Genomic DNA, 21,170 nt, shown 5'->3' on the forward strand with positions numbered 1-21,170 from the left:
TTCTCTATCTGTTTAGGTTGCGCTTTAGTACTTTAACGCACTAAGAGGGACAGTCCCTTTTAGTGTACTAAAGTGTCATCAATCGATGGCGGTTACGACTGATTTGTACGTCTCTTCCCCATTTTTAAAGATATCTAGAAATTCATAGTTTTTATCTGTCTCAATATAATACAGCTTGCCGCCTGTAGGCTTTTGGTCTGATTCACCTGGTTGGTCTGTGAGATAGACATTCAGTTGATCGCCCTCTCCCTCGACATCGACCTTCCCAAAAGCCTTTCCTTCATCCAGAAATTCCTGACTGAGAAAAAGATATTTATGTCCGCTGTCTTCCGCTATATATATCCCGTTCCAAGATCCATCTTCGTCCATCAACACACTTTCGATAAAATCGCTGACTTATGAAGGGGTGTTTTCGAGGTCAACCTCGGTAATAGTGAGTTTGCTGGTGGTCATATCCTTTTGGCTGCAGCTCTGAAGGATGAGAAGAAGAAATGATGCTATTAATATTATTTTCATATGTATACCTCAATGATCAATTGATAAATGCATTTTTTTAATAGGATACGGCGGTTCTTTTACTAAAACGGTGAAATACATTGCGTTAAATTACTTGATTATATTTGCGCAGCTAAAATTAAACCTGAAGAAGCCCATATGATAAATAGTAAGGCGGCAAAGCGATGCGAACCCACATCTTGCACTGCTTCAATAAGCTTAAGGATAAAATAATAGCCAGAAAGCAAAAATATAAGGACACTAATTAAAAACAAACTGAACACTCCTTTCATAGGGGTTCTAAAGGATTTCACTAACAAGTGGTAGTAGTAGAAAAGGTCAATTAAGTTTTATTCTGAGCCTTGATGGTTTGAAGAAGTGCAGTAATTTGTGCAGCCAAGCACCCCATCCAGCCAACTAATTGAGTAAAATTCAGAAATTGTTTCAGCGCCATACCCCCGGTACTAATCGAGGGAGCAGACAACGCTAAAGATATGGTTATCTTTCGTTCCTTGGGCATCCTCATATCCGTTCAACCCCTATCACCTACTACTTAATACCAATTATTTCAAACTTTTGAAGATTCATCAATCTGTTTTTTATGTAGTCTAATTAAACGCCAAACTTCAAGAAGAGCGTAGTTAAAAGCCCAGCAGGAATTGGCGCTTTAACACATTAAAGCACTAAGAGGGACTGTCCCTCTTAGTGCTTTAGAGTGGTGAAGTGTTTTATTTTTTTCTTTCCTGTGCTTTTAGTGCGACTTGTTCAAGGCCGTTTTGTGCAAATTCTACGTCAGTTTTTTGCATTGCTTTGTTGTGCTGAAGGTCTTTGTTCTTTTTCTTGGACATTTTATCACCTTCCTTTCATGAAGGGTTTCATAAAGCAGGGAATACCAACTGACATTCCGCCTGCTTCTTCGTTCTTATTTTGCTTGTTCTTGCGTGAGTTATGCCCGTTCGTGTACGTTTCTTTATTTTAAGAAGGGCAAATGATCTTAAAGGCACAAAAAAAGGCATCTTCGTCAGACTGGACACCTTTAGCCAAAGTAAAATTATAATTATATTTCTTACGTGTGCACATTTTTTGAAATTGCTGCTTCATCAGCAATGATTGTCACACAAGGGTGAATCTTCAAAATAGAAGCTGGAAATCGTTCATTTACTTCCCCTTCAAGAAGTTGTGTCAGTGCTTTCCTTTTCTTTTCTCCTGAAACTAAGAGAAGGATTTCCCTGCTCTTTAGTATGGAGGCAATCCCCATAGTGATGGCTTTAGAAGGCACATCTTCAGGTTTATCAAAATACCGAGCGTTCGCGTCTCTAGTGGAGGGTGTCAATTCGACGATATGGGTTTTGGAGTCAAAGGAGGTTCCGGGTTCATTGAAACCGATGTGACCATTGCTTCCAATTCCTAAAACTTGCAGGTCGATTCCCCCATGTATCGCAATCTCCTGTTCATAGTACAAGCATTCCCTCTCTATATCTTCAGCATTCCCTTTAGGAATATGAGTTTGGGATCGGGGAATATTTATGTGGTTAAATAATTTCTCACGCATGTAGTATAGGTAACTGTTCGGGTGTTCTCCTGAGAGACCGACATATTCATCAAGGTTAAAGGTCGTAACATTCTTATAAGAGGTGCGGTTTTCCTTATGGTCCTGAATTAAGTATTCATACGTGCCAACCGGTGTGCCCCCTGTAGCAAGACCAAGATTAATAGCTGTTGAAGCACGGACCTTATCAATAATGAATTCTGCAGCCCGCCTGCTCATTTCCTGGTAGTCTTTCACTTCTATTAACTTCATAGGTCTATTCCTCCTTTTTATATGCCAGCTTTCCTCTGCAGAATGTCATGACCACATCAAGATTCTCATCCAAGAGAACGATATCAGCGTCTTTCCCTTTTGAAAGGCTACCTTTCCGTCGGTAAAGGTTTATTTGTTTAGCTGGGTTCACAGAGGCCATTTCGACCACATCTTCCAGTGAACAACCTGTAAAGTCCATCATATTTTTCACAGCTGCGCCCATCTTTAAGATGCTGCCAGCGAGTGTCCCGTCACCCAAAACGGCTTTACCGTCACTTACGGTCACTTTCTGCCCGCCTAAATCGTATTCGCCATCTTCCATTCCCTTCGCGCGCATGGAATCGGTAATTAAAATGACTCCGCGGCTTCCTTTTTGTTTGTACGCTAGCTTTACGACTTCTGGATGTACATGAATGCCATCAACGATGAGTTCGGTTTTCAGTTCATCATGCAAAAAGGCACCTCCTGCCACGCCCGGCTCCCGGTGATGCAACCCACTCATCCCATTGAATAAATGAGTCACATGGCTGGCCCCTTCCTTGACCGCTTCCCTCACTTCATCAAATGTCGCATCAGAATGTCCGATGGATGCTATGACACCAGTTTCTTTGAAGTGGCGGATCATTTCCAATCCGCCTGTCTGTTCTGGGGCCATGGTGACGATTTTGATTTTGTTGGTGGATAAAAACTGCCACTTGTTAAAGAGCTTAATATCAGGATCGTGAATATGCTGAGTAGGCTGAGCCCCTGCACGCTTCTTATTTACGAAAGGCCCTTCCAGATGGATGCCGAGAATTTCAGCTTTTGCCGGATACTGAGAATTTTGTATATATGTCCCGGCATTTTCTAATGCATTTTCAATATGTTTTATATCATGGGTAATGGTGGTTGCCAAAAAGCTGGTGGTCCCTTCCTTGGGAAGTGCGGCGGCCATGGTATTTAAAGCGCCGGGTGAAGCATCCATTGTATCAGCACCGTCCACCCCATGAATATGGAGATCAATGAAACCGGGAACTGCCTTATAATTCAATGGCAAATCTATAATTTCCCACCCGTTTTCTACTTTTAGCTCTTTAACCGGACCAATATCCGCTATTTCTTGGTCTACTATTTTTATATAACCATTCTTCACGATGCCAATTTCAGAATAGATCTGCATACCTTTTAGCAAAATAACCTGGTGATCTGCGCTCATTATTATGTCATCCTTTCGTTGGACAGCTTGTGTAAGTTATCTCAACAACATCTATCATCACTATTATATAGATGTATATACCAATATAAGTGTAACTTTTATACCCACGGAAGAATATAATACTTCTTGATTTGTCACTAAAGGGCCAAGTTTCTAAATTGATATAGACAACTATAGAGAATCAACACTTGTAGGTTGTTTACAATTGTATCTGAAGGAAAGACAGGATCCTTCGCATCGTTGACGGGCTGTAATTTTGCAACGGATATTATCACAACACCCTTTCCTGATTTTGTTAGGCAGAATTGCTTTACATACCTTACAAGGGTATTTGAATTATTTCAAAAGAATAGTATGGTAGGTTGACCATAGCCCGGTATGCCCATTCTCTGTTATGGTTATTCCAGGCTTTAGGCTAAAATTTGTTATTTGAAAACAAGCGTTGGTGGAAGTTTCATGGAGAAGCATATGGGTCACTGTGTAATCATCTATTTTAGTGCATGGGGTACTTTTATTATGTAGCGTTTTTATCATTTTCACCCGATATAGCGTATGAGCTGCTTCTATAATACGGTGTTTTTCTCATTTGCTCCCGATATAGCGCATGGGTGGCTTCTATAATACGGTGTTTTTCTCGTTATCACCCAATATAGTACATGGGTAGCTTCTATAATACGGTTTTTTTCTCATTTTCACCCAATATAGAGCATGAGCTGCTTCTATAATACGGTGTTTTTCTCATAGTTTTCCTCAGTCACCCGAGGTACCTTATATAAGTGTGAACCGCTATGCCGTTGCCTTCTAAAAACTAGTATACACAAACTAACCCCTCACTAAATCAGTGAGGAGGCTTCTTGTGATTGCACTTTTTCTAAGGTATAAAGCAACAAGAATGTACTTAATGTCTTTTTGACACCAAATAACTTTTATTTATCTCACTAATAGTGACTGTTCCCGCAAGCCTCATCGTGGTTTCAAACTCATTTAGGATTTGCTCCACCGCTTTCCTGACTCCCTCTTCCCCATCTAAAGCCAGTCCGTACATATACGGACGTCCTATTAACACGCCGGAAGCCCCCAAGGCAAGGGCTTTAAAAATATCACTGCCCCGGCGGATACCGCTGTCAATCAGAACGGGAATCTCACCGTGAACCACCTGACAGATTTCTTCCAACACATCCAGCGTTGCGACTCCGTGATCAAGCTGCCTGCCGCCGTGGTTGGACACAATCAAACCATCCACCTTATACTTCATAGCCAGTTTCGCGTCTTCAGGATGAACCACACCTTTCAATAATATCGGGATATCTGTATATTGGCGGATTCTCTGCAGGGCATCCCAGGTGACCGCTGGGTTTTCGAACAGTTCGAGCTGTTTTTTTAAAGCTGCCTGTTTATCTTCAAAGATAGGTTTCTTCAATAGACTTTTAAATACAGGGTCGGAAAAATAGTTACCGCTTCCGCTTCCTTCGCCGATCGGTGAATAGTTGTTGATGTGATCACTTTCTCTGAAACCCATTATCGGTGTATCAACTGTCAAAACAATCGCAGAGTATCCTGCCGCTTCCGCGCGTTTGATCATGCTCTCGGCTACCATCTCATCCCCCGAATAATATAACTGAAACCAGCGTGGTGTTTCCTTCAGTTGTTGAGCAATTTCTTCCATGGAATAAGAAGAGACTGTACTAGTAACAAAGGGAAGGTTCAAAGTAGCAGCGGCCCTTGAAGAAGCGAGTTCCCCATCAGGGTGAGCAATCGCCTGTACCCCAATTGGTGCAAAAAGAACCGGTAAAGGGACCGTGTGACCTAGAATGGTTGTAGATGTATCGAGGTTTGAGACGTCACGTAGTACCCGATGGGAAATTTGAAAATGAGAAAACGCTTCTCTGTTAGCTCTTAACGTCGCTTCTTCTCCTGAACCTCTTGCTATGTAATCATATGCTTTCTTATCAATAACGCCCTCCGCCTCCTTCTCCCATTCATTAATGGAAAGGTGACGGCCCTGACTCTTTTCAGTCATTTTCAACGGAGATCCCCCCCTGTATATAATTACCATCATTATGGCACAGGGAGTAGTAATTTTCAAACTTGTTTGAAAATTATAGATTAGGTATTTTAATAGAAACGTCATTTTTACTAAGAGGGATTCGTAAAGTTGTTAATAGCATCGAGATTTTGCTTAAAAGCTTTTTGTAAACACCAGCATAGACCTGCTTTTCTTAATACATGAAATTTGAATTAAGCTGAGCTATACTGCATTTATACAAATAATTTACTTTTAATCATTTTGTTATCCACCTCTATATAGCCTTTCTTATCCAAGGAATATTAAATAGAACCTATCAGAAAGGAGCAACACACATGATAATCAGAGAAAACAATGACTCATTCATTATGATCAGACAGCATGACCATGCTAACTTATCCGGTGAGATCACAAGACATTTTAATCCATCTATCTTTAAAAGTAATCAGTTTTTTGAGGATGTAGTGCATGCAGCCCGGGAACATGACCGCGGGTGGATTGACTTGGATGAAACCCCGATTTGGAATGATACGGCAGAAGCCCCGTACTCTTTTGCAGATTATCCCCTGCTACCAAAGCTTGCATTTTACACGATCGGCCTAGATGAAATAGAAACTATTAACGTTTATGCAGCCCTCCTTTGCAGCATGCATTTCTGTTCTTTCTTTTCTCAAACTAAAAATCCTGATGGCCTCCATTTTCTACATGCAGAATCCAAAAGGCAAAAGAATATTAAAAAGAATCTCCCTGTTCTTGATGAGGACCTGCTTCATCAGCATTTTCGTTTACTGCAGTTTTCCGATGATTTATCCCTCTATCTCTGTTTAAACGAACCGGGTGTTGAAAAAGATCATGAGCACCCTTGGTTTAAAAAGGGATTTAGGAATACAGAGTTGTTTAACCCCCGAAGAGACCCGCTTACTGCTCATTGGCAGGACTCTCATAAAGTAACAGTCGATCCATTTCCTTTTTTGGAAGAGTTTCAGTTAACACTCATATTCAAAAAGGTCTCGAAGCAGGCAATGAGAGAACTGGGAATTGCCCAAGCATATAGAATGGCTGAAGTAGATCAGCAGCGAATCTACATAATGAGGTCATGACGTATGTGAAGCTATTAATCACAACCCTTAAGGCGTGTTTTGCCTTGCGTAGGGGCACGATTAGAGATTAATCGTACCCCTATCCACGTGTTTCCCTTGTATAAGGGCACAATTAGAGATTAATCGTACCCCTATTGACGTGTTATCCCTTGTGTAAGGGCACAATTAGAGATTAATCGTACCCCTATCCACGTGTTTCCCTTGTATAAGGGCACGATTAGAGATTAATCGTACCCCTAGAGTCATGTTTTCCCTTGTGTAAGGGCACAATTAGAGAATAATCATACCCCTATCCACGTGTTTTGCCTTGCGTAAGGTAACGAATAGTGAATAATCATCCCCCTAGAGTCAGGTGTTCTCTTCTGTAGGAGTACGAGTAGCGGGTAAGCATTACTAATAAGGGGTCGGATGAAGGCCTTTCCACCCTCTTTAACTAGGGCTGTTTTCTAAGGGATTGTTGCTTTGTTTAGAATAATCGTCTGGATGTATATAGGAATGGTTATAGGAGCAAAGTTGAGCAATCTCCTGAGCCCGCTCCGCGGAGTCGCACACCTGAAGCGGAAACTAGCTTTCTCATCCAACTAGCAACAATGTTTAAAAGTATCTTAACTAAACTGCTCCAAACACCATGGATAATCAAATTGTCCATCTGATAGTTGATAGAACTGACCAAAGATACCAAGATGGCTGATACCGTGTTCTCCTTGCAAAACGGGAGTATAAGCAGAAAAAAGATAGAAATTGATTCTTTCATTGTAGATTTCGTCGGTCTCTTCAGGGTAGGAATCTCCAACCTTTTCTTCACTGAACTCTATATAGTCCCCTCGTGTCGGATTGGTTATGATAGCCGCCATGATTAAAAGGACCAGTAACACTATTATCAAGCGCTTTCTCTGCATTCTTTCTCTCCCTCTTTTTTAAAAGAATTATCGTTATTTTGTACAAGACGACCTTCCCCACTTGACTTCTTATCGGTTCAATGACAGCTAATAAAGTTTCTTAGAAAAGTATCGCTCAATCCCTAGCAAAATACCAGTAAAGGGTTTATGCTAGAGTGAGAGCTAAGATGTTAGGAGTGAAAATATGGAAATAACTCCACAGAAAATCGATTTCAATGATTATGCAAATCAGGAACTCTTACGTAATATTATCGAAAATACGTTTGAAACCATTATTATTCACAGCGATTATAAAGTTGTGTATATTAACCAGTCAGGAGCAGACTTTCTTGGTGCCTCCAAGGAAGAGCTGGCAGGTGCCAAGGTACTGGATGTATTTCCTGACAGATCCAAAGAGTTCATAAAAGAAAGAATTCGAATGGGCCTTGAGGAAAATATAACCGGCCCACTCATTGAGCAGCCTGTCTCCACAATCGACGGCAGAGAAGTCGAAGTCGAGCTATACTGCCAACCTTTCATGCATGAAGGTAAACGCTTTATCCTTTCTGTATTACGGGACATTACTAGCCGGAAAGAGCAAGAAAGAAGACTTCTAAATGAAATTCACCAAATTTCCACACCGGTCGTACCGGTTTCTGACGGCATCTCCATCATTCCGCTGGTTGGGACGATTGACAACGACAAATCAAACCTGCTTTTGGAGACGCTCCCTGTAAAACTCAAAGGAGAATCAGACATAAAATATGTCATCCTGGATTTTTCCGGGGTGTACAATATCGATGCACAGGTTATAGAATTCCTTTATAAGTTGTGTTCTATCATGAAAATGCTTGGAATCAACCCGGTCCTTTCTGGGATCAGACCTAAATTGGCACAGAAAACCGTTGAACTGGGCTTCAACATAAGTTCTATCAAAAGCTTGAACAATGTCAAAGAAGCAGTTAAATATATCAAAGCCATCATAGAATAGTCATCACTTTTATAGCCCTGTCGGATAATTGGCCGAGACAGGGCTGTTTTGTGTTCCTCCATAACATATATACTATAAAACTGATGGTTTTCCTCTGTGGACTTGGCTGTTATCCGGATTTATCGGTATCCCGGGTTCTATGGACTCCATGAGACATTGCTTCAGGGTGTTTTTGAAAAGCTGGATATATAATAATTTTTGCAAGGGAATTTGAGCTTATGCCTCTCATAAAGTAGGAATGTATCTATTCGGGTACTTTTGCACCAAACCAAAAATTGATCTCTGGCTTGGCTTGTAAAGGTTCCCTAAATTTTGATATGTTTCCCTGAGCATTTCCTCTCAATATAAGAAGGTTTATCCCGTTAATTCCTCACCTTCGCCACTCCCATTGATAAATTGTCCCACAGAATCTTCACTACTTCATCACTGTCTTTTTCATTGCAGTTAATGATCATGATCACTTCTGCACCTTTCCCTTTTAAAAATTTTGTTTTTTTTCTTTGAAGAAATATTTGAGTGAAATCGATGATGAAGCCTAATACAAAGCCAAAACCAGCCCCGATGAGACCCCAGTAAATCGGTCCCCACTCAAGGATGAATCCTCTGCTCGCTCCGATGACGGCAAAGATGACTGCCAAGAACATGCCTTTGTTTATGAGAGACACACCATCCGATCGATGCAGCGAGTCAAATAGTTTTGGCATTTCAGTAGGGTTGTCCAATGGGACCGCAAAGATATCGGTTATCCCTTTTTGTTCTAATTGGGAAATGGCTAATTCCAAGTATTGTGAATGGTCAAAAGTAGCAAATATCTGCATTATTCCACCTTCACACCTTTCTTTATTATAAAGTCCTTGGACTGATAATGCTTTTTCAAATGCTGTCTCTGTTCAGTTTCAAATAATTTATTATTTTCCACCGCATTCATATAAGAATCATAGATGGTAAAAAAGTAAAATGAAGGGATATACATTAGCCACTGCGCATCAAGGACACTTGTTGATTTTTCAATATCCCCTATGATCAGGTAATGAACGCCTTCTAGAATATGAGAGTAATGGACATAAATCACAGTACTGACCAAGGTAAAAACTGCTCCAAAAATCCGGTGTGTGTACAATTGGCCGACACTCGGAATCGTCATGGAAGAAAAGAAGGCAATCATGGGATTTCGTTTATCCAGGTAATTAATTTCAAAAGGTTTGATAATGAGTTTTCTTATATATGGAGATTTATTTTCATTGAGGAGATAAATTTTATTTAAATCCACAGTGGAACGGTAACTATCCAGAATCGCAAAAAGGTAAACCGGTATGTATAAGTGCATATACCTTACATCTAATACATCTTTGGCAGCGTCAATATTCCCTGTAAAAGAGTAAACCATAGCGAGATTTAAATGCGTTAATTGATTAATAAAAATCTCCCAAATCACCAGGGAAAATCCCCTAAGATACTTGGAAAGAAGCAAATGTCCATAACCGGGAAAGGCCACGGACCATAGCGCGATGATATAGGGATTTCTTAAATGAATTTGTGTTGTCCCGAAAATACTTAAGTGGGCGAGCTCCCACCTGTTCTGTTGTTGATTGCCGGAGTTATTCATCATACACCTCTGTAATGGTTGAATCCCTACTAGTCTTCTACCTGACATGGCTTTTCATGCATTTTAATCGTGATTCCTTTCAACTCATAATCCAACTTAATACCGACCATTTGAAAATTCAAAAAATTCTTTCTATCCTATAGACAATTCTTTTCTCAAGATTTAGTATGAAAGCAAATAGCCTAACATATAAATTCCTATATGATGTTAGGTTGTTTTATGTAAATTCGGGAGGGATGATCATGACTTACATTTACCAAAAAGCACGTGAGTTGTATGAAAAAGAGGCAAAACAATACGAGAAAAGAATCCCTGAAAAGAGAGCTTATCCAAAGAAGCTGAAGAGAAAGTGCTCGAAGTATTAATTTTTCTTATTCCGCTGATGATTTAACCCGAATAGTCACGGCTCTCCATGATAAACATATGAATTCATCCATTCAATAGGTGAAGAAATGAATGAAATAATAGCCCTTCATGTGGAAGGGTTTTTGTTATTAAGCCAAGTATAAATATAGTGGGGTACAACTTCGTACAAACCTAGGCATGACTTCAATTTTTATAAAATACAGGAGCGGAATCCACCTCTTTTATCAGGATGGATTCGGGGCCGTTCAGGCTTTCCTTCATCCAAACATCACCGGTAGAAAGCTCCGATCCTTTGCGCATCCAGGTGATGGTTGAACCCACCACTTGTGGATCTCTGTCCAGGTTGTCTCTCTTTGGAAAGGTAATCTGTTCTTGGTGGTCTGTATCAATGTTGATAAGATACAGGGCTGTGAACATGGTAGGGATCGGCCCCTCCTCCCATTCTTTGTTCTCTTTTGACCGTGCGACAATGACTCGATTGTGTGTAAACCACTCTATATTCAAGTCTACATACCCTTGGGGTGTATATTCTTTTTGCTGGATAGCTGCCGGCATGTCTGCTATTGTTGATTTTTTATTTTCAACGAAGAATCTCCCTTCCCCTGATATATAGGCAAGATGGTCAGCCGATGGGGACCACTTCATCCATTGTGGATACCAAAGCATTTTTCCAACAGTATGGAACTTCTCCCCTTCCGAAGTTAAAACGCATAGTGTGTTACTGTCAGTTGACCATGAAGCCGTCGGAGTTGCGAGAAAACTCAGCCACTTCCCATTGTGACTCCATTTAAAGTGATCGGCAGTAATAGCGAAAAACTCAGGATCTTTAATTTCGATAGTGTAAAAAACTTTCATGTTTTCAGGAGATAACTGGGCATCTAAAGGAATTCGGAAAAGCTTAATAGGTCCCCATCCTGTCGGAAGAAGGTTTGGCTGGGAAGAAACAATGAATTCTTTTCCGTTAGGAAACCATTCAAAGTCATCTGCACCTAGTGAAACATTTTCAAATCCATGCGGCCGGCCGTTCTTCGTCTTCGTCACATTCAAAACACCGCCGGAAGTATAGGCCAACTGGTTTCTAATTGGTGACCATTTGAAGTTTGTCGTTCTCATATTGAGATACGGCTGGAAGATTTCTTTCTCCGTTGTATCATAGATGTATAAATCCCTTTTCTTCCCCTCTTCATCGCCATCAATGTAAGCAACAAACCGGCCGTCATATGACCATTTGGGTGAATGCACATACGCGTCTTTTGTTACCTGAATCTCCTGAATTCCGTCTTTGATCCACAACTGATGACCGCGAATGAACGCTGCTTTAATATTGGTCTCTGCATGAACCGGTGATTGCAAAAACAGAAAGCTGAAAAGTATAAAAAGTGTTCTTATTATCAAACTTATCCCTCCTGCTATTAGGATGGACTGAACTTTTAATTGGATTCTTTTTTCTTTCGCCGAATTTTGAAGATCTATCCACTGTTTTAGATCATTTAATGGGCGGTATTTACTTCTAATACCGAGTACATCCCTTTTATAAAGAAAAGCGTACCAGCAGAACATGCTGATACGCTTAAAATTATTTATTTAACCTGTTTTCGTCTCATCCATTGAGTCGCAGCCCATTTATCGCCGATGACGACCGGAGCGCCGCCATGCAGGGTCAGGTCATTCAATTCCTGGTTGTCATAAAAATATTCGAAGTACACGGCCATTCCTTTTTGCGGGGAGACAGAGAAATTCAGTTTAGGAAAATACGTTTCTCCTCCCTCTTCCACATCATTCAAGTACATGACCAGTGTGCTGATTCGGGGGTTGGATGCATTTTTAAAAAAGTCATAATGAGCTTTGTACTCCTGTCCGATTTTGTAATTCAAAATCTGCAGGCCTTCTCCATGTTCATAAGGAATATTCATAATTTGTGATATCCGTTTTTCAACTCTGGTTACGATTTCACTTTCGCCCTCTTCCATGAACGTGCTGCTGCTTGTCCGCATCTCATTTTCATCCCGGGTGTTCCCGATTTTCGACCGCTTCAGCTTATCCTTTGACAATCTAATTAGCGCATCACATTCTTCATCGCTCAGGACATTCCCCAAGACGACGATGAGTGGTTCTTCCATTTTGGCAATAATATTAATCTCTCTATCTTCTGTTTTGATTTTATTCCCAACATAATGAAAAATACTTTGTTCCTTAACAGCTAATTCTACAGTTTCCATTGTCAACTTTCATCTACCTCTTGTCTATTAGAATTCGAAATAATTAGAAATCTTTTGATACTGGAAGCGCCGAAATATGAAATTTTGAAAAGGGCATTATTTACTGAGAGCATCCCTCAGAAATTTAAATTAATTTTACACCGTACCTGCCGATTTGACTATCATTTTTTTGTGTGTAAATGAGTCTATTTTTTGTCGAATAAAACGGGTCACAAAGTGCATAATATCCTTGTTCGTAAGGAGGTGTCATTATGCCGAATTTAAACGATAACAAATTCCGAAAAATCCAATCTGAGGCTGCCAAGCAAGGAAAGTCTCAAGAGGAATATGCCGCCGAGTTAGCAGCCAATAAGCTGAAAGCACAAAAAAGGAAGTAAAATAGAAAAAGCTCAGAATGGTGTCTGAGCTTTCTCTTCTTGAAGGGATTTTTTAAGAGCTTAAGTATTACTCCCTAATTACATTTCGTTTTCAGATTTTAGTTGGCTTAGTAAAAGTATTATAGCAGCACATTGGAGCATGAAAAAACCTTTTTTAGGTGTTACCATAAATAAAACACCAGTAAATAGGGAGAGAAAATTTTTATATGAAACAAGATTACAATTTAAAGATATCTGAAAAAATCTTTTCAAAAAAACAGGAATTGATTAAACAGAAGACGAACCTGAACAGTCACCAGGTCTCCTCTAATCTTGATTCTCACCTGCATCAGTGGCGTGAGAACATAATTGAAATCTATGCTAACTCATTAACAGAAGATCTGGATACATCCTTCAACACGTTAAAGGAATGGGGCTATGAAGCAGTAGATACATTGGTCAATTACAATTTACCGCTCGAAATTGCTTTGGAAGAAGTGTGGGATTACAGAGATTCAATCGGGGAGATCATCAAAGAGGAAGCGGTACGTTATGACCTGACAATCCCGCAATTCTATGAAATTCTCTCAAAGTTTGAATCGGTAGTGGACAGAGCGGTTCATTGGCTCAGTATCTCGTATACGAGGAAATTCTATACAAGAATTAATTCGGCAGAGGCCACAGCCTTAGAACTGTCGATTCCAGTCATTAAAATCTCTGAAACCATCGGTGTCCTGCCTCTTATAGGTGATATTGATACGAAGAGAGCTCAGGAGTTAATGGACAAAGCGCTGACAAGGGGCAGTGAACTAGGATTAGAGCATTTGGTCATCGACCTTTCTGGCGTACCGATCATTGACACGATGGTAGCAAACAGGATATTTAAAGTGGTCGAATCGCTATCCCTCCTCGGAATCGAAGCCATCCTGACAGGAGTAAGACCTGAGATTGCCCAAACGATGGTACACTTAGGAATAAAAATATCGCACATTCCTGTAACTTCGAGCCTTCAGGCAGCAATGGGGAAATTGTTAAAAGCCAAGCCCTCTCTAACAGAATGAATGAAATACGGCTGCCTGAGCAGCCGTTTTTTTGAGTGAATCTTACAATACACCATTCTCATTAGGAGAATCTTCCGGGATAATTTGACCGACATCCCACATTTCCACTATTTTATCCTCTTGGAAACGGAAAATATGAACCACGACCGCTCCAATGTCTTCCGGATTTTGCTTCACATGTGAGTGAACCGCTACGTTTTCTCCCTCTTCAATTGAGCGTAGCACTTCAAAGACCTTATCGGGGTTTTGTTCTGCGTTTTCTTCCATTGCCCTCATGATCGATTCTGCATCACCTTTGAAATATGGATTGTGATGGACAAATTCTTTGTCTGTGTATTTATCAAATGCTTCCCGAACACTCCCGGAAGCCACCATTTGCAGAAATGATTCTGCACTCGTTTTCTTCTCGCTCATTGTCATCAACCTTTCTTTGTCTATGTATATGTAGTCTCTTTATTATTCTTCTACATGAAGGAGTGAATCACCTTGGATAAATGGTATTTTCTTTTAGGAAGTTGATTATGTGTTGGTTGTGGACAAGAGCTTCTTCTTTAGATCGAGGGACTAATTTTGGAAATGGGTCAAGGCGAGTCGATTTCAGCTTCAATGCTGGGCCGTTTGCGAGCTAATCGGGCCAAGGAGAGTCTGTTTTTGCCGGGATGTTAGGCCGTTTAAAAGCTAATCGGCCCAGTGAGAGTTTGTTTTTGCCGGGATGTTGGGCCGTTTACGAGTTAATCGGCCCAAGGAGAGTCTGTTTTTGCCGGGATGTTAGGCCGTTTACAAGGTATTCGGGCCAAGGAGAGTCCGTTTTTGCAGGGATGATGGCCCGTTTACGAGCTAATCAGGCCAGCAAGAGTCTGTTTTAACATGACAACAAGGAATTTGTAAATTAATGAATGTTCTGTGACACCTGAAGCTATTTACAGGTCTTTTCCAACTCGCTGTGGAAAGTGTTACTATTAGACTTTAGCAAGTGGGGTGTCTTTATTAATAGATCACGCTTTTCGCAGAAAGGTAATTCATTTTTATTATTGTTTGGTTTGGGGATTTCCACTCTAGGTGACTTCATTTATCTGGTAGCCATTAATGTTTTGGTTTTTCAGTTAACAAATTCCGCAGCTGCTGTAGCTGGCCTGTGGATTATTGGTCCTATCTCTTCAATGTTAACGAAATTTTGGTCGGGGAGTATAATTGACCGGTTGAACCTAAGGCGGATAATGATAGGTACTGACATTATACGGGCTATCCTAGTGGCAATGATCCCTCTCTTCAGCTCAATTTGGCTTATCTATGTATGCTTATTCTTTCTTTCAATCACCAAAGCATTTTTTGAACCAGCGGCTATTACGTATATTACCAATATAATCCCGGAGAAAGGAAGGAAACAATTTAATTCTTTTAGAAGTTTGATTTCTTCCAGTGCCTTTTTAATCGGCCCGGCCGTGTCAGGTGCATTGCTTCTCATTACCTCTGTCCATATTGCCATTTGGATTAATGCTATGTCTTTTGTCATTTCAGCTATAATGCTGTATTTATTGCCAGATGTAAATTCTGATAAGACATTTCAAAGAATTGATTTGGGAATTTTAAAAAGTGACTGGAAAGATGTTATGAAATTCAGTCACAGGAATGTATTTGTTGTGAAGGTATACTTCCTCGCCCAACTTTTTATGATTGTCGCTCTTGGTATGGATGCTCAAGAAGTGGTCTTTACTCAACAAGTTTTACATTTATCGGAGTCTGAGTACGGTCTTCTAATTAGCTTAACAGGAGTAGGTTCTATTCTAGGAGCAGTAACTATTTCTCTAGCGGTGAAAAGATTGTCTATCAAAGCCATGATAGCCATTGGTTATTTGATGGTGTCGGCAGGCTATCTTATATATGCATTCTCTGTTTCTTTTTGGACAATTGCTATAGGTTTTATGGTGCTGGGCTTTTTTAATTCATTTTCAGGTACTGGTTTTATGACCTTTTACCAAAATAACGTCCCGGTAAAAATGATGGGACGCATCTCTAGCCTCTACGGATTGTTTCAAAGTTTTTTACAGGTTATCTTTATCTTGCTGATTGGCTTTACCGGAGAAAACATACCGTTAAGATTCAGTGTCATTGCTGCTTCCACCTTAATGCTGGTGCTAAGTATATTCCTAATAAGGTTGGTATTACTTCCAAGTAAAGCCCCTTACTTTGCGGAGGAAACAGAACTCAAGGCTACCTCATAGTTATTCCTGGTTCTTTGATTAGGAACTTCAAAAAAAGTGGAAAACCCAGAAAGTAATTTTTCTGGGTGTTATTTGTAGAAATTCGGTTTTCATCCATTACCATATCTTTTTTAACGACAAGCTTAATAATAAGTAGAGACCATCGCAATAAAACTAACAACCGTAAACAAAACCGCTCCGTAGAAGACAAAGCCGACATTGGCTTTCAGTTCGTTGTCTTGCTGGATCTTCCACCCTGCCGTACTGGCATCCAGTGTGGCATTTTTTGATAACATTCCCCCGCTGCTGTTAAAGAAGTAGAGTACAACGGAAATCGCCATCCCGATAAAGAAAGCCCAATCCAAGAAATTAAACGATAAGATTAAGCTTGCTCCCCAAACCAGTAACCCGAACACTATTGCTGAAACCAGCGTGCCTATAACTTTCTTTTTCATCTGCAAATACCCCCGCTTCTACTTATTATGTATTTTATTGTTCCTACTCTCTACTGACGTTCCTTCTCTAATCCGGACCTTCCCCAGTAGTAAAGAAACATTGCTGAAGAAATGATACCGAGACAAATGTAAACTACTGACATGATTACCCCTCCCCATCCGGTAAAATATCTTCATAGTTGATTTACGACTCAGCCAGTGAAAAGTTTCAAAATCTTTTGTGATTATTTTGACAGCAGCAGGAAGCGTGCATAACTGGATAAAATGTACATAATAAAAATGGCCGGTCCAACTTTATGGACGGCCAAAACCTTTCTAATCAACTAACTTATTGATTTACATCCACTCTTTCTCGTGATTTCGTATGAATTTAATATCTTCTTGATAATGTTCGAAATGACCTTCTTCCACCATTTTTTGAAAAGCTTGATCCCCTTCACTGGCTTTACGTTTCATGAATTGGCATAAGCCTTCCAACCTTTGTACTACCATCTCCAGCCAACCTTCAATCGGTTTCTCTGCGCCATATGATTCAAAAAACAATACAACTCTTTTCATAATACGATCGGAATCTTTTACAGAGTTATAATAAACCGCATCACCGGTTTCGGTATGATAAAGCCTGCTTAATGGGACGCACGTGTAGAGGGTATAAGCAATATCCCACAGCCTGGGCCCGGGAGCAGCAAGATCAAAGTCAATAATACCAGCTGGTTTTTCCTCATGAAAAATAATATTGTAGATGGCAAAGTCATTGTGACAAACAACCTCTTTGTCAGCGGGAGTATTGTCCAAGGAGGTCCAGTCATCAGGAATCGGAAAGTCACTCACTGCATCATGATATTTGCGGAGTATTCTTGCGATCTCTTTTAATGCATCGTCGGACCACATATATGTCCTTAAAGGATAGTTACCGGCTTCGCCTTCAATAAAAGACAAAATCTCTCTGCCTTTATCGTCGATACCTAAAAATCTGGGGGCATAACTGAACCCTTTGTCTTCCAAATGCCTTAAAATTTGATGTGTCCTTGAGCTGTCAGGCTTTAATTCCCGCCGTACAGTATTGCCTGATCGAAAAACATTAGAAACATTGCCACCTGTCAGTACTTCTTCATTTGCTTCATGTTCTTTCATTAAAATCCCCCTAATTAGGCACACGATAATGAGGTCATTGCCTTTAAATAAAAGCAGACATACAGGGTATCTGCTTGGCAATGGGATTAAATCAGCACATTATGTATCCCTTTTATGACTTTTTTAAAATTATGTAGTGGTACCCAAGATTACAATCATCTATATCCAATTAGGGTTTCACTTAACTATTTATTACTACACCTACAAAAGAACTAACCTTTTGACTGTCAATTTCCTTAATTACAATTATGTAAGAAAGAGGCTGCTCTGAATTCACTATGTGAAAAACAGTTTAAGCGCCATAATCAGCACGGCAATTATTAAAATACGCTGAACCCATTTTTCTCCACGCTTCACTGCAAATCTACTTCCTATCACCGCTCCTAAACTCGTACCAATCGCTAAAGTAATGCCGTATCCCCAATGAATTTGATTATTTATGATAAATACAGCCATGGCCGATGCCGTATAAACGGCTACGACGAATACCTTGATGCTGTTTATTTTGACAAGTGACAATCCAGTAACCAGCGATAATGCAGCAATGATGATAAATCCAACTCCAGCTTGGATAAAACCGCCATACACTCCAACTAAAAAGAAAATGCAAACTAAACCTATCTTTCTAGAGAGGGTGTTTGGGTAGGAACCATGAGTAATTTTCGTATGGGGTTTCCAAATGATGATGGCCAGCACAATAATCATGACCACCGACAGTATGCGATTAAATAGTTCATCTGGAAGAGATATAGCAAACTTTGCTCCAAGAATAGAACCAATCAGTGCAGGGACTGCAAGCATCGTACTGAATCTCCAATCAAAATAGCCGTGGTTACCAAAGGAAGCAATGGCGACAATGTTTTGTGCCATCAAAGCAATACGATTTGTTCCGTTAGCCTCAGATGAAGGAAGACCTAAAAATATCAGCATTGGCATAGTGAGCAGCGACCCTCCGCCAGCCAACACATTTATAAAACCTGCTCCGATTCCTACTAGAAGAATCGCTATAAAAGAGAGAATTGTCATTACACACATTCCTTTGCTTATTATGAAGAATCTGTTGATGAAAAAGATAAGTATTGAGATTAAGTTTAAAATCTTTAAGGTACTGCTGACTTATTAACAAGAATGCTTTAAATTCGTTACTCAATAAACACTTTAGAAAGTAAGGTTGATTCCTATTAATGTTATTGCTCTGTACTTTCAATTAGGAATGCAAGTGTACACTACAATCTATAATTCTATTAATTGAATGATTTCTTGAGTATCCTTGTGTAGTAACTTAACCTGTTCATACTCAGATTGATCATCCATCTCAAAGTACCAAAGAAACAATCCCTCTAAATGATGCTCCTGTACTACTGATGAAGGTAACATAGCAAGATTCAATAAGTCAGCTTCATGTTCATCTACTCTAACCGACTGCTCTTGACCAAGCCTGATTAGGCCATAAACCAAATTTTCCCCATGCATCTGAAAGCCTCCAAGTTTGTCAAAATTATTCATACTCCCCTTGGGTCCCCATGTAAGCATACCGCTTTTCCATCCGAAAATTCCCTTATTAACATAGACAGCTCCGAGGTTGTTTCTGTCTTTAATGAAGAAGTACAAAGACTGATCTTCCCCTTTGTACGCTGGAATTAATGTTAATCCTTCCTCGGTCGCTTGTATGGCTTGATGAGGTTCCATATGAGAGTCCTGCTGCTCTCCTATGCTCCACATGCCCAATATGGCAATAACCAAGATAAACAAAATTACATATTTAATAATTATAGAATTATTCATGCCGCTTCCTCTTTCCAACCATTCACCAAAGGATTTGAAAAACATTACTCATATACCAATTATTTCAAAAATTAATTTGAGAAGCAATCTATTATTTTACTTAAAGATACTAAAGTGAATTATGACGAAAGGATTTATCAAATATTGAAAGGCAATGTGAATCTATAGAAGGGTGGAATTTACTTTTAGGAAGGCTCTAAAGCCACAAAGCGTGACCCTTCTCTGTTGAAAGTGCCTCTAGAAAGGCTCTAGAGGCAAAAAGCCAGTTCATTTACCTAAGATAATGCCTCTAGAATGCCTTTAAAGGCAAAAAACAATCTCCTTTCTTACTGGCATTGCCTCCTGGAAGAAAGGTAACCTAAAAAAGAGTGCCAAATCCTTTGAAATCGGCACTCTACGTATTACACTATTTAAGATTTTCTACTGAATCAAAATCAGAATCAGTCCGCTTACTCCCCATCCACAATCTCTTTGAAAATTTCATAAGAGCGCTTCTGTTTTTCAGGGTCATAAATATAGGAAACCGCCATGATTTCATCTACGTTGTATTTCTCCTGGAACCGGGTCAATTGTTCTTTGACCGTTTGTTTGCTTCCCATCAAGGTTACGCTCGTCATGGGTTCGGCCATTTGTTTTTCAGACAGGGTCCAGATTTCATCCATGTCGTCAACAGGAGGACTCATTGGCTTCTGTGTGCCCCGGACGACGTTGAGGAAGAATTGCTGCATGGTCGTTGACTGTAGTTTGGCGTCTTCGTCTGTTTCTGCCGCGATGACATTCAGGCAGACAATGGCATGCGGTTTGTCCAGGTACTTTGATGGCTGAAACCGGCTGCGATAAATGGATAATGCCTCTTCCATGTGCCTTGGGGCAAAGTGAGATGCAAAAGCGTACGGCAGGCCGAGTTTGGCTGCCAGATATGCCGAATCTGTGGAAGAACCCAGGATATAAATCGGGATATTGGTGCCTACTCCAGGGAACGCTTTGACATAGCCTTGCTCCTCTTCTGTGCCGAAGTAGGTCAACAGCTGTTGAACATCCTCCGGGAAGGTATAGACATTTTCCTGTGTGTTAGACCTCCGAAGTGCACTGGCCGTCATCATGTCAGTTCCAGGCGCGCGGCCTAGTCCCAAGTCCACCCGGTCAGGATAGATGGTTGCCATTGTACCGAATTGTTCTGCCACGACCAGCGGCGAATGGTTCGGCAGCATGACCCCGCCTGAGCCTACGCGGATTTTTTCCGTGTGTTCGAGTGTATGTTTGATTAAAAGGGATGTCGCTGAGCTTACGAGTGTGGCGGTGTTATGATGTTCGGCAATCCAATAACGGGTGTACCCCATTTTTTCCGTTGCCTGAGCCAAGTCGATCATAGAATCGATGGCATCCTTTGAATTCTGGCCCTGGCGGATCGGTGCCAGGTTCAACACGGAAACAGGTATATTTATATTTGCCATTTCAATTAGTCCTTTCTTTTAAAGAAGTAAGGCATGCATTCAATATT

The 21,170-nt window shown here is 40.4% G+C and carries 22 protein-coding genes; 6 read left to right on the forward strand and 16 right to left on the reverse strand.

Annotated elements, in window-relative coordinates; all coding sequences use genetic code 11:
* Nucleotides 1-78: 78 nt before the first annotated feature.
* From V1502_RS10265 to V1502_RS10285, 5 genes are all read right to left on the reverse strand, one after another.
* Complete coding sequence (locus tag V1502_RS10265) at nt 79-369, reverse strand: hypothetical protein (protein WP_409254249.1); 291 nt, start codon at nt 367-369, stop codon at nt 79-81.
* Between the two features lie 245 nt (nt 370-614).
* Nucleotides 615-770, reverse strand: coding sequence for a hypothetical protein (locus V1502_RS10270; protein WP_409254250.1), 156 nt, complete (start codon nt 768-770; stop codon nt 615-617).
* 791 nt (nt 771-1,561) lie between these two features.
* Nucleotides 1,562-2,296 (reverse strand): glucosamine-6-phosphate deaminase, encoded by a 735-nt coding sequence (nagB, locus tag V1502_RS10275; protein ID WP_409254251.1) that lies wholly within the window; start codon nt 2,294-2,296, stop codon nt 1,562-1,564.
* A 4-nt stretch (nt 2,297-2,300) separates the two neighbouring features.
* Nucleotides 2,301-3,491: an N-acetylglucosamine-6-phosphate deacetylase gene (nagA, locus tag V1502_RS10280; RefSeq protein WP_409254252.1), complete on the reverse strand. Its 1,191-nt coding sequence runs from the start codon at nt 3,489-3,491 to the stop codon at nt 2,301-2,303.
* 898 nt (nt 3,492-4,389) lie between these two features.
* Entirely contained in the window at nt 4,390-5,511 is a 1,122-nt protein-coding gene (locus V1502_RS10285) for an alpha-hydroxy acid oxidase (RefSeq protein ID WP_409254325.1), read from the reverse strand.
* Nucleotides 5,512-5,852: 341 nt separating this feature from the next.
* Between V1502_RS10285 and V1502_RS10290 the strand changes: the two genes are divergently transcribed.
* A complete protein-coding gene (locus V1502_RS10290) occupies nt 5,853-6,617 on the forward strand; it encodes a DUF3891 family protein (RefSeq protein WP_409254253.1) in 765 nt (254 codons plus the stop codon).
* Between the two features lie 605 nt (nt 6,618-7,222).
* Here V1502_RS10290 and V1502_RS10295 read toward each other — a convergent pair.
* Nucleotides 7,223-7,516, reverse strand: a complete 294-nt coding sequence (locus tag V1502_RS10295) for a hypothetical protein (protein WP_409254254.1) — start codon at nt 7,514-7,516, stop codon at nt 7,223-7,225.
* Nucleotides 7,517-7,700: 184 nt separating this feature from the next.
* Between V1502_RS10295 and V1502_RS10300 the strand changes: the two genes are divergently transcribed.
* Nucleotides 7,701-8,486: a PAS domain S-box protein gene (locus tag V1502_RS10300; RefSeq protein WP_409254255.1), complete on the forward strand. Its 786-nt coding sequence runs from the start codon at nt 7,701-7,703 to the stop codon at nt 8,484-8,486.
* Between the two features lie 362 nt (nt 8,487-8,848).
* On the opposite strand, the gene V1502_RS10305 is transcribed toward V1502_RS10300, so the two are convergent.
* Together V1502_RS10305 and V1502_RS10310 are read right to left on the reverse strand one after the other, a co-directional pair.
* Nucleotides 8,849-9,304 carry a hypothetical protein gene (locus tag V1502_RS10305; RefSeq protein WP_409254256.1) on the reverse strand — a complete coding sequence of 152 codons (456 nt, stop codon included), beginning with the start codon at nt 9,302-9,304 and terminating at the stop codon, nt 8,849-8,851.
* Entirely contained in the window at nt 9,304-10,092 is a 789-nt protein-coding gene (locus V1502_RS10310) for a hypothetical protein (protein ID WP_409250566.1), read from the reverse strand. The genes V1502_RS10305 and V1502_RS10310 overlap by 1 nt, the downstream gene beginning before the upstream one ends.
* A gap of 242 nt (nt 10,093-10,334) precedes the next feature.
* Here V1502_RS10310 and V1502_RS10315 point away from each other — a divergent pair, with 242 nt between their 5' ends.
* Complete coding sequence (locus V1502_RS10315) at nt 10,335-10,457, forward strand: hypothetical protein (protein ID WP_409250567.1); 123 nt, start codon at nt 10,335-10,337, stop codon at nt 10,455-10,457.
* Between the two features lie 184 nt (nt 10,458-10,641).
* Here V1502_RS10315 and V1502_RS10320 read toward each other — a convergent pair whose 3' ends face one another.
* Both V1502_RS10320 and V1502_RS10325 read right to left on the reverse strand, forming a co-directional pair.
* Nucleotides 10,642-11,853, reverse strand: a complete 1,212-nt coding sequence (locus V1502_RS10320; RefSeq protein ID WP_409250568.1) for a translocation protein TolB — start codon at nt 11,851-11,853, stop codon at nt 10,642-10,644.
* Between the two features lie 185 nt (nt 11,854-12,038).
* Nucleotides 12,039-12,677 carry a 2OG-Fe(II) oxygenase gene (locus V1502_RS10325; RefSeq protein WP_409254326.1) on the reverse strand — a complete coding sequence of 213 codons (639 nt, stop codon included), beginning with the start codon at nt 12,675-12,677 and terminating at the stop codon, nt 12,039-12,041.
* Between the two features lie 251 nt (nt 12,678-12,928).
* Between V1502_RS10325 and V1502_RS10330 the strand changes: the two genes are divergently transcribed.
* Nucleotides 12,929-13,054, forward strand: a complete 126-nt coding sequence (locus V1502_RS10330; RefSeq protein WP_409250569.1) for a hypothetical protein — start codon at nt 12,929-12,931, stop codon at nt 13,052-13,054.
* A gap of 206 nt (nt 13,055-13,260) precedes the next feature.
* Nucleotides 13,261-14,094, forward strand: coding sequence for an STAS domain-containing protein (locus tag V1502_RS10335; protein ID WP_409250570.1), 834 nt, complete (start codon nt 13,261-13,263; stop codon nt 14,092-14,094).
* 42 nt (nt 14,095-14,136) lie between these two features.
* On the opposite strand, the gene V1502_RS10340 is transcribed toward V1502_RS10335, so the two are convergent.
* Entirely contained in the window at nt 14,137-14,514 is a 378-nt protein-coding gene (locus V1502_RS10340) for a nuclear transport factor 2 family protein (protein ID WP_409250571.1), read from the reverse strand.
* A gap of 530 nt (nt 14,515-15,044) precedes the next feature.
* On the opposite strand from V1502_RS10340, the gene V1502_RS10345 reads away from it, so the two are divergent.
* Nucleotides 15,045-16,316, forward strand: a complete 1,272-nt coding sequence (locus tag V1502_RS10345) for an MFS transporter (RefSeq protein WP_409250572.1) — start codon at nt 15,045-15,047, stop codon at nt 16,314-16,316.
* Between the two features lie 122 nt (nt 16,317-16,438).
* Here the strand turns inward: V1502_RS10345 and V1502_RS10350 are convergent, their stop codons facing one another.
* The 5 genes from V1502_RS10350 to V1502_RS10370 form a co-directional block, all read right to left on the reverse strand.
* Nucleotides 16,439-16,750, reverse strand: coding sequence for a hypothetical protein (locus V1502_RS10350; RefSeq protein WP_409250573.1), 312 nt, complete (start codon nt 16,748-16,750; stop codon nt 16,439-16,441).
* A 336-nt stretch (nt 16,751-17,086) separates the two neighbouring features.
* Nucleotides 17,087-17,884, reverse strand: a complete 798-nt coding sequence (locus V1502_RS10355) for a phosphotransferase (RefSeq protein ID WP_409250574.1) — start codon at nt 17,882-17,884, stop codon at nt 17,087-17,089.
* Nucleotides 17,885-18,160: 276 nt separating this feature from the next.
* Complete coding sequence (locus V1502_RS10360) at nt 18,161-18,910, reverse strand: sulfite exporter TauE/SafE family protein (RefSeq protein WP_409250575.1); 750 nt, start codon at nt 18,908-18,910, stop codon at nt 18,161-18,163.
* Between the two features lie 207 nt (nt 18,911-19,117).
* Nucleotides 19,118-19,669 (reverse strand): aspartyl-tRNA synthetase, encoded by a 552-nt coding sequence (locus V1502_RS10365; protein ID WP_409250576.1) that lies wholly within the window; start codon nt 19,667-19,669, stop codon nt 19,118-19,120.
* A 449-nt stretch (nt 19,670-20,118) separates the two neighbouring features.
* Complete coding sequence (locus V1502_RS10370; RefSeq protein WP_409250577.1) at nt 20,119-21,123, reverse strand: LLM class flavin-dependent oxidoreductase; 1,005 nt, start codon at nt 21,121-21,123, stop codon at nt 20,119-20,121.
* Nucleotides 21,124-21,170 lie beyond the last annotated feature (47 nt).

The organism is Rossellomorea sedimentorum (assembly GCF_046237645.1).
In the GTDB taxonomy this organism is placed as follows: Bacteria; Bacillota; Bacilli; order Bacillales; family Bacillaceae_B; genus Rossellomorea; species Rossellomorea sedimentorum.